The following is a 13,000-nucleotide window of genomic DNA, read 5'->3' on the forward strand; positions in this document are numbered from 1 at the left end:
TAAAGGCTAACTACTCTATTTAGCCTTTTTCTTTTTGTGCCTATGCTTGGGCACAATGGTAAAGTACATCATTAAACCTAACCAAGAAAATATAATGATTCCCATTAGCCAGCCATTCTTTTCATGACCCTGTGTACGCTTACTGTTAAGTACAATAACGACAGGTAATATGTAAGCACTTAAAACAACAATTAAAAATACAACTTCATTCATTATTTTTCTAGGCTCGACCAGTCTACTTCACTATTTAATACTCGTTCTACCGATATATAGTGCAAAATATCGCCTTCACTTACTTTGTAATCTAATGGTGGGTTTAAATCCATATTTTGCGCACTTAAATTATGAGCAACACCTAACAGTATTGCATCATGCTCAAGCTTAAAGTGATGAAACAAAGTACCAAACTCCATATCTTTGCAGCCACTTGGTACTTTCAAGCTAAATTGTGTATCGCCGTGCAAAGTAGATAGCAGCTCCTCTTGCACACGGCTCGAACCTGGATCTTGCATTGAGCGTACTAATATCTCAGCTGATTTTGCACTACTACATTCTACATTTTGGCAATGCTCTAACATCATCTCAACTTTAGTTTCATCTAAAAAGTGAGCACTTATATGACAATCATCTTTTACTAAGCGACTTATGCGCAGGGCTGTCGTAAATGTCTGGTCGTCATCTTGACCATCAATAATCACTTTATCAGCACTACGAATAGCTACCCGCTCTAGTTCAGCTAAATTTGTAAAACTCGTTAAACGTGCAAAATCAACGCTTTCGTTAGCTAAAAAAGGATGATCCATTTGCTCTGTTACCGCGAGTAAAATACGACGGTCAGTACGTTTCGTATCTGCCAAAATGTAATCAATCATCTTTTTTGTACGAGTGTCGTGCCAACCAAAAATAATAATATGGTGGTTACTGTGGGCAAAGTTTTTATCACCAGTCATAGCGCGCCTAATTAAGTAAGTAACAGTTTGTCCTGCTTTTCCTAGCAAAACACCAAATAAAGCTAAACCAAATGGAATTTGTATTAATGCAACCACCCAACGACCAAGATCAGTAGCTGGACTAAAGTCACCATATCCCACTGTTGATGTTGTTACTGTGTAATAGTAAAAAAAGGTAGTAAGCGAGGTTAACGCTTTCTCATTCGCTATAAATAGTAAGCTCCATGTTAATAGCATATGAGTCAAAATAGCTAATGCCACTGCTTGCCAACTCAACTGATCTATATGAGCGCGAACAAGTAACGCTAGCCTTTTAAATATCACCGGCATAATACAAAATCTTCGTTAGTAAATTATCTATAAACAGTACGTTACTGTAAGCGATGCTTTTAAGCAATGTTTAAGCTTTTAACCGCAAATATAAGACTAAATGCTGTTTGCCAATGATGATTTTTCATGATTAATTAGCGTTAAAATAATAACCAAAACAGTTGTGCTTATGCTTAATAAAATAGCCCGCCCTTTTACTAAAATTGTAGAGCGCTATCTTCCCGACCCTTTTATATTTGTAATTTTACTTACAATAATTACTCTTGTCAGTGCGGGCTTATTTACAACCGCAACCAACATTGAAGTATTACAAGCGTGGGGAGGTGGGTTTTGGAACTTATTAAGTTTTGCTATGCAAATGCTACTAGTGTTAATTACAGGCTACATGTTGGCAAGTACGCCACCTATAAGTAAGTTATTAGAAAAACTAGCAACATTTGCAAGCACCGCACCTAAAGCAATTATATTAGTAACGCTTATTTCGCTTTTAGCGAGCTGGATAAATTGGGGATTTGGCTTAGTTATTGGTGCCCTTTTTGCCAAGGCAATTGCTAAACATACTCGTGTTGATTATCGATTATTAGTAGCCAGCGCTTACTCAGGTTTTGTTGTATGGCATGGCGGATTAGCCGGTTCGATTCCTTTAACTATCGCAACCGATGGTCACTTTTCAGAGGCCAGCATTGGTATTATTAGTACAGAGCACACTTTATTTGCGGGCTTTAATATAGCCATATTAGTTGGTTTATTCATTATTATGCCGCTCGTTAATCGCTATATGCTGCCAAGCGAGCAAGAAAGCGTATATATCGACCCAGCTCTTTTACAAGAGACAACACCTAAGCCTACTACAATAACGAGACCTGCCCAACATTTAGAACAAAGTAAACTACTCGGTATGACAATTGGCTTATTAGGTTTGGCATATTTAGGCTATTACTTTTTTATTACTGGCGGAAACTTAAACCTTAATAGCGTTATTGCCGTATTTTTGTTTTTAGCTATTACGCTGCATCAAACACCCCATAATTTACTTAACAGTCTGCAACAAGCAATTCCAAGCGGGGCTGGCATTGTTATTCAATTTCCTTTTTATGCCGGCATCATGGCGGTAATGGTTGATAGCGGATTAGCACAACAGATATCACGTGGCTTTATTGCCGTTGCAGATGCTGATAGCTTGCCATTTTTTAGTTTTATAAGTGCAGGGCTCGTTAATATGTTTGTTCCCTCTGGCGGTGGCCAATGGGCTGTACAAGCACCTATTGTAATACCTGCAGCACAAGAGCTAGGTGCTGATATATCGCGCGTTGCAATGGCTGTTGCATGGGGTGATGCCTGGACTAATTTAATTCAACCTTTTTGGGCATTACCCGTATTGGCAATAGCAGGCTTAAAAGCAAAAGATATTATGGGATTTTGTGTTGTGCAGTTATTTGTAACTGGGGTTTTTATATCGCTGGTATTAAGCTTTTATTAATTTTTAACGGGCTGTAACAAATATTACAGCCCGCTTTTACCTAGAACGATAAATGCTAGCTCGATAAAATAGTCATTGGAAGGCTTAATATTGGATTTTCTGAATCGGCAAAGTGCATCATTACAGCTACATGCCCAGCGACTACAACTACATACATTACCGCTGAAAAGCCTTGGCCATATTTATCTAGCGGCATTAAGTGTGAGTAGTGACGGCCTCGCCACTCAAATACAATTTCCAGCGCACCTACAAACAAAAAGAATACCAGTAACATTAAGCCAAAGGTGTAGCTCAGCCATAAGCCAAATAGTACGCCTAATAAGCATACGCTTAAACCAATCCATGAACGCATTGAAAAGCTAATACTTTTTAATACATGCCCGCCATCAAGCGGTAAAATTGGTAACAAGTTAAATAAATTTAATAACGCACTAAGAACCGCCACACCTGCAAATATTTCCATTTCGGTGACGTAATATAAAACGACACCCAGTACCGAGGTAATTAAACCAAATGCAGGTCCCATTAGCGATATAACGACATCTTGCCAACGAGTCGTTATTTTGTCGTCACTTACAGCTAGCCCACCTACAAATGGGATTAAGTAAATACCTTTGGTTTTTATGCCAAAGTATTTCATTGCTCGCACATGGCCGTATTCGTGTACAACTAAACACCCAATTAGCATTAATGCAAATTCTATACTAAATAACCACGCATAGCCTGCAACAGAAGCCCCTGCAAGCACTACTTTAATTACCTTAGCACTTTTAAAAAGCTTAAAACCTAATGCAGCCAGCCCCAAAAAGCCTTTTTTAGGTGATCCATTTGTAGGTGCTGGTAACGCAAGTTGTGTTGCAAATTGATCATCTACAAAGAGCGAAATGCTTTGCTCTTCGACTGTCTCTGTATCAATACCTATTACTTTGTTGTCGTAAGTAAACTGATAATAGTTTTCACGAGGGTTATCAAAGGTAATGGCTTGTTGCGCGTGAAATACCTGCACAATTTTTTGCCCAGACACCATAAGCGAAAATGGCTGCTCGGCTAAAGTAAGATCTATTCTTATCATAATTAAGACCATTTAAAATAATGGCGCTAGTATACCTAATCAACTTAAAAACACGAGTAAAGGTGTTCTATAACTATTTTCAAAATAAAAGCATTTGATACTGACAAAATAAAAAAACACTACTACTTTTATAGTAACCATAAGCTATACATTGAAAGGGATAACAGTGAACAAAATAGTGCCTAACATTTTAGTTGTTGACGACTCAAAAGCGATTTTGATTGTTATGGAAGCCATATTAAATGAATTAAATATGTCTGATAATGTAGTCACCTGCTTGAGTGCTGCTGAAGCTCTTGAAAAAGTAACAGAAGATGTTAACTACTTTGATGCTATTTTTACTGATCTCAATATGCCCGAAATGGACGGCATGGAATTAATCCGCCACTTAGGAGAGTTACATTATCAAGGCGGTATTATTATTGTTTCTGAAATGGACCATAAAGTTATTAGCTTAGCCGCCAACCTCGCGAAACAACATAACGCCCACCTCATTGGTAATATTTCAAAGCCAGTGCAACTGTCTCAGGTTAGTAGGTTACTTATTAAAGTGGCGCAATTAAACAGCCACACTTTATTAAAAGAGTCAGCCATTTCAAAAGATGAGCTTATTGATGCATTAAAAAACGATGAAATAACGCCTTTTTACCAACCAAAAATAAACGCTGATAACAATAAAATTGAGAGCGTTGAAGTCTTAGCGCGTATTTTATCAAGTAAAGACGGCAATATTATTTTACCTAACCGTTTTATAAACACTGCCGAACAACACAACTTAATTAATCAAATTACATTTTCTCTTTTTGAAAAGGCCACCAGCGAATTCAAAAATATGAAAGCGCAACTAGGTCATGATTTTAAAATGGCATTTAATTTATCGCCAACTCAGCTCGACGACTTAAACTGCCCTAATAAATTACTACTCATTTTAGAACTAAACCGACTCACGCCTAGTAATATAATTATAGAAATAACAGAACAACATGCACTCTCAAGCCTCATGCAATTAGAAACACTAAACAGATTAAGAATGCATGGCTTTGGTATATCACTAGACGACTTTGGTGTTGGTTTTACTAATATGAATCAGCTTCGAAATCTTCCTTTTACTGAAATTAAAATAGACCGTTCACTTATTAGCCATATAGAAACAGATTTATTTTCTCAAGTGGTCGTAAGTTCGTTATTTAATATTACGAGTAAAGATAATTTAGATCTAGTGGCAGAAGGTGTTGAACGCCCAGAAGAGCTCGTTTATTTAAGGCATTATAAAAGAAAATTAGCCATACAAGGTTTTTTATTTAGCCGCCCTAAACCACAAGACGAATTTATATCTTGGGCTAAAGATTGGCTGAAAACTGATGGCAGTCCAGCTTAAAGAGGTATTAATATTTAATCGGGGCTGGTTAACTAATTATCACCCCGAGTGTGTTTATCTTCTTCACTGACTATATGCGCACTGCTTGCTAAACGTTTGTGCCAACGCTGCCTTGCTACTGCGCGCATATTAGTAGATTGGTCACGCTCATCTACAATCTCTAGCCCCATTAAAGCTTCAATCATGTCCTCTAGCGTTACAATACCTTGCACGTCACCGTACTCATCTACAACTAGGCATATATGCGTGCGCTTTGTTAAAAGAGTTTGCAGTAACGACGATACATTTTGAGAACTCGGCACCGTATAAATAGGCTTAATCAATTTGCTAATTTTGTAATCGGTACCTAAACGATGAAATGCCAGCATAATATCGTTTTTATGCACAAACCCTACAATATCGTCGCTGTCTTTATCAAATACCAATATACGAGAAAATGACGACGAGCCGTGATCGTTTAAATACTGATTCACGGTTAAGTCTTTGTGGATTTTAAAAATAACAGTTCGAGGCGTCATTAAATCGCATAATTTTGCATGTCTAAAATGCAATAGATTACGAATTATTTCGGACTCATCCTGATGTAATGCACCCGACTCCGTACCTATATCAGCCATTGCCTCTATCTCTTGACGAATATAGTAAGCCTCATCGTGCTTTGGACCCATTAAATTTGTTAGCTTTTGTGCAAACCATACAAAAGGCTTTAGCGATATAACTAAAAACCGCAAAGCGTAAGTAACACTTGGCGTTAGAGCTCGCCAGTAATTAGCCCCCAAGGTTTTAGGGATAATTTCAGAAAGTATTAATACGAGGAATGTCATAATGGCTGATGCAATACCTACAGCCGCATCGGAAAACACGACNCTGCCTGTGCGCCTACCCCAGCAGCACCCGCAGTATGGGCAACCGTATTTAAAGTTAAAATAGCAGCTAAAGGCTGATCTATATTGTTTTTAAGCTTTTCGAGCTGTTTAGCCAGCTCAGGGTGCTCTTTCCTAAGTGATGCAACATAGCTGGGCGAAATACTTAATAACACAGCCTCCATCACAGAACATAAAAACGAAATAACAATCGCCACTACCATATAAACTATCAGTAAAGTCACTTTCTCTCCTCTATATTGGATATGTGAGCATGGTAACAATACATGCTATATTTGGCCAAACTTCCAATAATAATAGGCATAATAATGAAATTTAGCGCACCATGGTGTCATCAAAATAAGCTATTTAAGCATGCAGCGACTCTTTTAACGCTTAGCAGCTTAAGCTTTGCTGCAATAGCTGCACCATTGGATAAATCAAAAATTCAGTTTATCGGCCCACTTGCCGAAGACATGCAGTTAAAGCCTTTTCAAACACCTCATGGCAATGCCATTATTAATAACCTATTGCCGCAACTACAAGCAAACTCAGATAGCTTTTCTATATTTGGGAAAAAACAAAATTGGCAGCCATTTAATAAAATCAATGCGCTCACTTTAGGTGGGTTACAGGTACTAAAGTTTAATATTGAAACAACCCGTTTCACACAAGGTACGCTTACCTTAAAAGGAATTGAACAAGGCCAGTTATTTATTAATGGCGAACTACAAACAGGCGATAAAAATAGCTATAAGTTAGCTTTAAATAACAGTACTCACTCTATTTTAATAGTAGCCCAACAAGTAGCTAATTGGCACGACGTAATGCTTGATTTTGCACCTAAAAGCGACGTTGATAAAATTACGCTTAGCGCCTCACAAACAAAACGCTTATCTGCAAAACAATTGTTTGATGCCCCTACAATCAGCCAATTATCACTCGCACCTAATGCTAAGCAGTACGTTACTACTACTCGCACTTATAGCGATAAAGCACAAAACCAAGCAAATACAGTTACAGTACTTAAAGATTCAGATAATCAAACGCTTTATCGCTTCGAAGCAGGCCAACCAAGTAACATTATTTGGAGTCCAGATAACCAATATTTAGTGTATTTGTTAAATGGTGAGCTTAAACAACTTAGCCGTAAAAACTTCTCAATAAAAACATTAGCAAACGATTTAGAAGGAGCCAATGGCTTTACCTTTTATAACGACACCAGCCTTTTGTTTAGCTGGTCTAAATCACCTGAGAGCACTAACAGCTTAACTAAGCACTATAAAGGTCTACAAGATCGCTGGTCGTATGCACGTACCACCAGCCAAATTTATATGTTTGATACTAAAAGTGGTTTAACAAAAGCACTTAGCCAAGGTCCTCTTTCTTACAGCCTTGAAGATTCAAATAGTAACCGTGGCAAAATATTAATGAGCCGCCCAGTAATGGCAATGCAAGCATCAACTCACCCTGAAACAGAGTTAGCCGAACTCGATTTAAAATCAAACAAGCTTTCATCGCTTGGTAAATTCAAAACGTTTAATTTAGCCAAATACGCAAATAAAGATATTTATGTAGTTGCAGGCCCCGATTTTAAAAATGGCACAGGCAGAGTTCTACCAAAAGCAATGCTTGCTAATAACTATGACGGGCAACTTTACCTACTTACTGAAGGTGGTAAAAACGTAAAAGCACTTAGTAAACAATTCGATTCTGCTATTGGCCAACTGCAAGTTTTAGAAAACGGCGATGCGCTCATTAAAGTAACAGAGCAAGACACTCAACCGCTTTACCTATTTGATTTAAGTAAACAACGCTTTAAAAAGTTAAATACAGGATTGGATATTGTTGAACAATTTAGTTACTCACACGACCGTAATACCGAAATTTTATTAAGTGGCACTAACGCTTTAGCGCCACAACAGCTAAAGCGCCTTAACGTCAGTAAAAATAAAACAGATTTAATATGGGATTCAAAACCAAGTAGCTATGCAAATACACGACTCCCTACATTAGAAGAGTTTAATTTTAAAAATAAACATGGTGTCGAAATCACTGGCCGCGTTTATATTCCTAGCAATTTAGATAAAACTAAAAAGCACCCGGCGCTCGTGTATTACTACGGCGGCACTTCACCAGTTACGCGTGGTTTTACAGGTCGTTACCCGTTTAACTTATGGGCAGAAAATGGCTACGTTGTTTATGTAGTACAACCTACTGGCGCAACAGGGTTTGGACAAAAGTTTTCAGCGCAGCATGTTAATGCCTGGGGCGACTACACTGCAGACGATATTATCGAAGGCACGCAAGCCTTTTTAAAGAAATACAACTATGTTGATAGTGAAAAGGTAGGAAATTTAGGGGCATCATACGGTGGCTTCATGACCATGTTATTGGCAACTAAAACCGATATATTTAGTGCTTCAATAGCTCATGCGGGTATTTCTAATATTACCTCGTATTGGGGTGAAGGTTGGTGGGGCTACTTATATTCTGGCGAAGCATCAAAAAATAGCTTCCCATGGAATAACCCAGAGCTTTACAGCCAACATAGCCCTGTATTTCATGCCGACAAAGTAACAACACCTATGCTACTTCTTCATGGTGATAGTGATACCAATGTACCTGTTGGCGAAAGCTTAACAATGTACACTGCGCTTAAACTGCTTAATAAGGACGTAGAGTTAATCGAATACAAAGGCGCCGACCACCAAATTTTTGCACGCGATAAACGATTTGATTGGTGGAACACCATGCTCGCATACTTTGATAAAAAGCTAAAAGATGAACCTCAATGGTGGGACTCAATGTATAAAAATGACTGAGCCTGAACCTTTAAAATAACGACTTAATACAGATTTATTAATAGTAGTATTAATTATTTAGCACCTTTTAATTAGTTTAAAGGTGCTAACCTCATCCTCTAATAACGTCTTATACACCTTTGAAATATTAAGTTACTTAAAACTAATAAACCCCCTTCTCAGCATTTACCTAATGGTGCTACCATACAGAGCTATAAGCATTCAAAATAAAGTACTATGGCTATTAATGTTTTATTGGTTGAAGACGATGAACTACTCGTTAAACGCATCCAAAATCACTTTGCAGATACCGAATTTACAATAGAGGTAGACCCAACTGGCGCTGATGCACTTAACATTGTAAGGCAGCGGGTAAACCTGCGCGGTGCTATATCATTAGCCATAATTGACATTGTTTTGCCAAAGCGCGATGGGCTTCAGCTGGCAAAAGAATTAAACACACTTACCGATATTGGCGTTATTGTATTATCGAGTCGTGACTCCCAAGCCGATCGTATTGCAGGCCTTGCACAAGGTGCTGATGACTATATTTGTAAGCCTGTCGATTTACTTGAGTTAGAACTTCGCATGCGCGCGCTCTATAAGCGTGTTGCCGTTAACCTAGAAGACGACGAAAGCGAAGAATTTATAGAATATGCTGACTTTAAGCTTCACCCCGATAACCGCACACTAATTACTGCTGCAGGCGTTGAATCACGCTTAACTGAAGCCGAACATAAAGTGCTTATTTGCTTAATTAGTAATGCGGGTAAAGCCACATCCCGTGAAAAAATATCAGAAGAAATAGGCCAGCCCGATTGGAGTCCAAACGATCGTACTGTTGATGTGCTGATTGGTCGTTTACGTAAAAAATTAAATGACGAAAAAGATCAAAAACGTATTGTTACCGTTCGCGGTAAAGGCTATATGCTCTCTATTTAATATTTAGTTAATTGCGCAATAAGGCGCTCAAATGCACGGTAATTAAGAGCTTCCTTAAGCTCATTTAAACTAATATTTTCAGCCCCCTTTAAATCACTAATAGTTCGCGCCACCTTAATTACTCTATGATAAGAGCGTGGCGATAAAGACAACTTTTCGCTTGCTCTGGCTAAAAACTGCAACTCTGCTGGCGCCAGTACACAGTGCACACTCATTTCTTTATTATTAAGCCTCGCATTAACCTTACCTTGGCGTTTTAGCTGTAGGTAATAAGCCGCTTCAACTCTTGCTCTAACCTCAGCACTACTTTCCTCTGGCTGAGTACTTTGTAGTTCAACACTCGTTAAACGAGGTAGTTCTATTTGCAAATCAATACGGTCAATAAAAGGCCCCGACACACGCGATAAATAACGCATAACTTGATCGGGAGTTGCCCGCTTATCTGTATGACTCCCTGTTGGGCTTGGATTTAATGCTGTAATAAGCTGAAACTGCGCCGGAAACTCCATTTGCCTAGCTGCACGTGAAATAGTAACCGTACCGGTTTCCATTGGCTCACGCAGTGAATCAAGTACCTTGCGTTCGAACTCAGGCAATTCATCCAAAAAAAGTACGCCATTGTGTGCCAGAGAAATTTCACCAGGCTTGGGATTTGAAGAGCCCCCCACCAAAGCAACAGCTGAGCACGTATGATGTGGATTACGAAATGGCCGCTGTCGCCAATTAGTTAAATCTATAGATTGTCCAATAATAGAGTAAAGCGCAGCTGTCGAAATAGCTTCATCGTCCGACATAGTAGGCATTATAGTTGCCATTCGCTGGGCCAGCATCGATTTACCAGTACCTGGAGGACCTAAAAATAGTAAATTATGCCCGCCAGCTGCAGCAATTTCGAGTACTCGCTTTGCACCGGGCTGACCTTTCACGTCGCTTAAATCGAGTAAAAAATCAGGGGCTTGTGTGCAGTCGGGATACTCTATATTTAATGGTAAGGGTTGTTGATTAAGTAAGTCCCCCCACACTTCTTGAATAGAGCTTACGGCTTTGCGTTTAACGCCATTAACTAGGCTTGCTAGGCTGTCGTTTGCAAGAGGTAAAAAGCAGCAGCGATCTTGCTCTTTTGCAGCAAGTACCGAAGGTAAAATAGCGTTTACACCACGCACCTCACCATTAAGAGCAAGCTCCCCATAAAACTCATACTTATGAATATCAGGACACACTATTTGTCCAGAGGCGACTAAAATACCCACCGCAATAGCAAGATCAAACCGTCCACCATCTTTTGGCAAATCGGCAGGGGCTAAATTTACAGTTATTCGTTGATCGGGAAAACCAAATTGTGAGTTTTCGAGTGCGCTACGTACCCTGTCTTTCGACTCTTTAACAGACGCTTCGGGCAGGCCTACAATATGAAAAGCAGGTAAACCATTTCCTAGGTGAACTTCTACAATAACTTCAGGGGCATTTATACCCACTTGAGCACGAGAAAATATACGAGCTAACGACATTCCTTATCCTAGTAAATGGTGTGATTACACCAGTTTAGTCAGGATATTTAAAAACGTGTAATGTGATTTGCCATTTTATAGCAGCCAAACGAAGTAATAAGGTCATTAACATACCTAATACCATCGCCATTTCGGTTACTAACGAAAAACTAATGCCAAGCGTATAAACAGTGCCACCCGCTATACAGGTAATAGCGTAAAGCTCACCTTTTAATAGCATAGGGATCTCGCGTGCAAGCACATCTCGAATTAATCCACCAAAGCAGCCTGTAATTACAGCCATAATTACCGCAGTCATATCGGGCATACCAACAAGCTGCGCTTTTTGTGCCCCCATTACTGCAAAAAAAGCTAAACCAAACGCATCCGCTGTTTGTAAAATATAATGAGGTATCGGCTTTTGTTTATTTATAAGGCGTGTTGTAACAAATACTGAAGCGAGTATGGCAAAAAAGTAACTTTGATCGTGTAACCAAAACACAGGAACATCTAAAATTAGATCTCGCACTGTACCACCACCAATAGCAGTTACTGTCGCTAAAACTACGACCCCAAAGCCATCCATTTTTTTCTCGTACGCTAGCAAAGTGCCCGATACAGCAAACACCGCAATGCCTATTAAATCAAACCAGTGGTAAAGTTCAGTCATATTTGTAACAACCCAAAAACATTTGTGCCGTTTTAACACAAACCAAACAAGGTTTTAAGTAATAACGATTTATTTTAAGAAGTTTATAACATTTTTGAAGTGTATCTCAGGGGGCGGGAGCTTGCGCTTATGAGAAGTGAATGCCTCATGCAGTGAAGATTATCTTTAACCTATAAGCTAAATCACCACACTCATCAAATTTCAGGCATAAAAAAACACGCTTTAAGCGTGTCGTTTCATTCTTATTTATTTCAGTGGTTGCGGGAGCCGGATTTGAACCGACGACCTTCGGGTTATGAGCCCGACGAGCTACCAGACTGCTCCATCCCGCGCCTGAAATTTGTAGACTTATTTAAAGTTGCTTACATTACAACTTGGCTTCCAATTAAAAATTGGTTGCGGGAGCCGGATTTGAACCGACGACCTTCGGGTTATGAGCCCGACGAGCTACCAGACTGCTCCATCCCGCGCCTGTATATTTTAAGTCTATCGACTACTTTATTTTATCTCTTAAGCTAGAGTTTACAGTAACCAAATCTTATAAAAATTGGTTGCGGGAGCCGGATTTGAACCGACGACCTTCGGGTTATGAGCCCGACGAGCTACCAGACTGCTCCATCCCGCGCCTGTAATTTCTTTAAAACATTTTCGTAATATTTACGAGCCTGCCTTGAAGAGAGCGCTACTATATAGGAATAAACATTTAATGCAAGGCCTAAACTAATTAAAGTTGTTCAACCGAACAAAAAGCAATCAAATTGCTATTCTGCGCTCAACCTTTGATGCGGATTAATCATTTTTTGCCATTCCCAGTCTGGATGTCCCATCACTATAAAGTCAGGGTTCTCAGTACTCTCGCGTTGGTTGTACGTTAGCGGGTTAAATTCTGCATCGGTAATACAACCACCGGCTTCTTCAACAATAACTTGTGAAGCACCTGTATCCCACTCTCCCGTTGGACCAATTCTTAAAAAACAATCTGCTTTGCCTTCTGCAACAGTACAAGCTTTTAATGAGCACGAGC

9 protein-coding genes, 3 tRNA genes and 2 pseudogenes (1 of these 14 only partly in view) are annotated in these 13,000 nt (G+C 39.2%); 4 read left to right on the plus strand and 10 right to left on the minus strand.

Annotation, left to right across the window (positions count from 1 at the left end):
* Nucleotides 1-15: 15 nt before the first annotated feature.
* The gene (locus L654_RS0113350) at nucleotides 16-213 is read right to left on the minus strand and encodes a PLDc N-terminal domain-containing protein (RefSeq protein WP_007587044.1); all 198 of its coding nucleotides are present in this window, start codon (nucleotides 211-213) and stop codon (nucleotides 16-18) included.
* Nucleotides 213-1,280 (minus strand): potassium channel family protein, encoded by a 1,068-nt coding sequence (locus L654_RS0113355; RefSeq protein ID WP_024608195.1) that lies wholly within the window; start codon nucleotides 1,278-1,280, stop codon nucleotides 213-215. Before L654_RS0113355 ends, L654_RS0113350 begins: the two co-directional genes overlap by 1 nt.
* Before the next feature lie 169 nt (nucleotides 1,281-1,449).
* Here L654_RS0113355 and L654_RS0113360 point away from each other — a divergent pair, with 169 nt between their 5' ends.
* Entirely contained in the window at nucleotides 1,450-2,760 is a 1,311-nt protein-coding gene (locus L654_RS0113360; RefSeq protein WP_024608196.1) for a TIGR00366 family protein, read from the plus strand.
* Between the two features lie 55 nt (nucleotides 2,761-2,815).
* On the opposite strand, the gene L654_RS0113365 is transcribed toward L654_RS0113360, so the two are convergent.
* The gene (locus L654_RS0113365; protein WP_024608197.1) at nucleotides 2,816-3,832 is read right to left on the minus strand and encodes a site-2 protease family protein; all 1,017 of its coding nucleotides are present in this window, start codon (nucleotides 3,830-3,832) and stop codon (nucleotides 2,816-2,818) included.
* Between the two features lie 166 nt (nucleotides 3,833-3,998).
* On the opposite strand from L654_RS0113365, the gene L654_RS0113370 reads away from it, so the two are divergent.
* Nucleotides 3,999-5,210 (plus strand): EAL domain-containing response regulator, encoded by a 1,212-nt coding sequence (locus L654_RS0113370; RefSeq protein WP_024608198.1) that lies wholly within the window; start codon nucleotides 3,999-4,001, stop codon nucleotides 5,208-5,210.
* A gap of 32 nt (nucleotides 5,211-5,242) precedes the next feature.
* Here the strand turns inward: L654_RS0113370 and L654_RS01000000126070 are convergent.
* Nucleotides 5,243-6,318 (minus strand): annotated as a pseudogene (locus L654_RS01000000126070) (hemolysin family protein).
* 84 nt (nucleotides 6,319-6,402) lie between these two features.
* On the opposite strand from L654_RS01000000126070, the gene L654_RS0113380 reads away from it, so the two are divergent.
* Together L654_RS0113380 and L654_RS0113385 are read left to right on the plus strand one after the other, a co-directional pair.
* Nucleotides 6,403-8,898 carry a prolyl oligopeptidase family serine peptidase gene (locus L654_RS0113380; RefSeq protein WP_024608199.1) on the plus strand — a complete coding sequence of 832 codons (2,496 nt, stop codon included), beginning with the start codon at nucleotides 6,403-6,405 and terminating at the stop codon, nucleotides 8,896-8,898.
* 216 nt (nucleotides 8,899-9,114) lie between these two features.
* A complete protein-coding gene (locus tag L654_RS0113385; protein WP_002957913.1) occupies nucleotides 9,115-9,819 on the plus strand; it encodes a response regulator transcription factor in 705 nt (234 codons plus the stop codon).
* On the opposite strand, the gene L654_RS0113390 is transcribed toward L654_RS0113385, so the two are convergent.
* The 6 genes and pseudogenes from L654_RS0113390 to cysQ all read right to left on the minus strand — a co-directional run.
* The gene (locus L654_RS0113390; protein ID WP_024590552.1) at nucleotides 9,816-11,327 is read right to left on the minus strand and encodes a YifB family Mg chelatase-like AAA ATPase; all 1,512 of its coding nucleotides are present in this window, start codon (nucleotides 11,325-11,327) and stop codon (nucleotides 9,816-9,818) included. The two genes, L654_RS0113385 and L654_RS0113390, sit on opposite strands and share 4 nt — an antisense overlap.
* A 34-nt stretch (nucleotides 11,328-11,361) precedes the next feature.
* Nucleotides 11,362-11,976 (minus strand): trimeric intracellular cation channel family protein, encoded by a 615-nt coding sequence (locus L654_RS0113395; RefSeq protein WP_007587018.1) that lies wholly within the window; start codon nucleotides 11,974-11,976, stop codon nucleotides 11,362-11,364.
* Nucleotides 11,977-12,231: 255 nt separating this feature from the next.
* A tRNA-Met gene (locus L654_RS0113400) sits at nucleotides 12,232-12,308 on the minus strand.
* A 61-nt stretch (nucleotides 12,309-12,369) separates the two neighbouring features.
* Nucleotides 12,370-12,446, minus strand: a tRNA-Met gene (locus tag L654_RS0113405).
* A 78-nt stretch (nucleotides 12,447-12,524) separates the two neighbouring features.
* A tRNA-Met gene (locus tag L654_RS0113410) sits at nucleotides 12,525-12,601 on the minus strand.
* A 136-nt stretch (nucleotides 12,602-12,737) separates the two neighbouring features.
* Nucleotides 12,738-13,000, minus strand: a pseudogene (gene cysQ / locus L654_RS01000000126075) (3'(2'),5'-bisphosphate nucleotidase CysQ) (it continues 545 nt past the right edge of the window).

It is taken from the genome of Pseudoalteromonas sp. TAB23 (genome assembly GCF_000498075.1).
GTDB lineage: Bacteria > Pseudomonadota > Gammaproteobacteria > Enterobacterales > Alteromonadaceae > Pseudoalteromonas > Pseudoalteromonas arctica.

Bases quoted from the DNA above. Each gene is read 5' to 3' on its own strand.
- L654_RS0113350 (WP_007587044.1), bottom strand. From the start codon at position 213: ATGAATGAAGTTGTATTTTTAATTGTTGTTTTAAGTGCTTACATATTA.
- L654_RS0113355 (WP_024608195.1), bottom strand. From the start codon at position 1,280: ATGCCGGTGATATTTAAAAGGCTAGCGTTACTTGTTCGCGCTCATATA.
- L654_RS0113360 (WP_024608196.1), top strand. From the start codon at position 1,450: ATGCTTAATAAAATAGCCCGCCCTTTTACTAAAATTGTAGAGCGCTAT.
- L654_RS0113365 (WP_024608197.1), bottom strand. From the start codon at position 3,832: ATGATAAGAATAGATCTTACTTTAGCCGAGCAGCCATTTTCGCTTATG.
- L654_RS0113380 (WP_024608199.1), top strand. From the start codon at position 6,403: ATGAAATTTAGCGCACCATGGTGTCATCAAAATAAGCTATTTAAGCAT.
- L654_RS0113385 (WP_002957913.1), top strand. From the start codon at position 9,115: ATGGCTATTAATGTTTTATTGGTTGAAGACGATGAACTACTCGTTAAA.
- L654_RS0113390 (WP_024590552.1), bottom strand. From the start codon at position 11,327: ATGTCGTTAGCTCGTATATTTTCTCGTGCTCAAGTGGGTATAAATGCC.
- L654_RS0113395 (WP_007587018.1), bottom strand. From the start codon at position 11,976: ATGACTGAACTTTACCACTGGTTTGATTTAATAGGCATTGCGGTGTTT.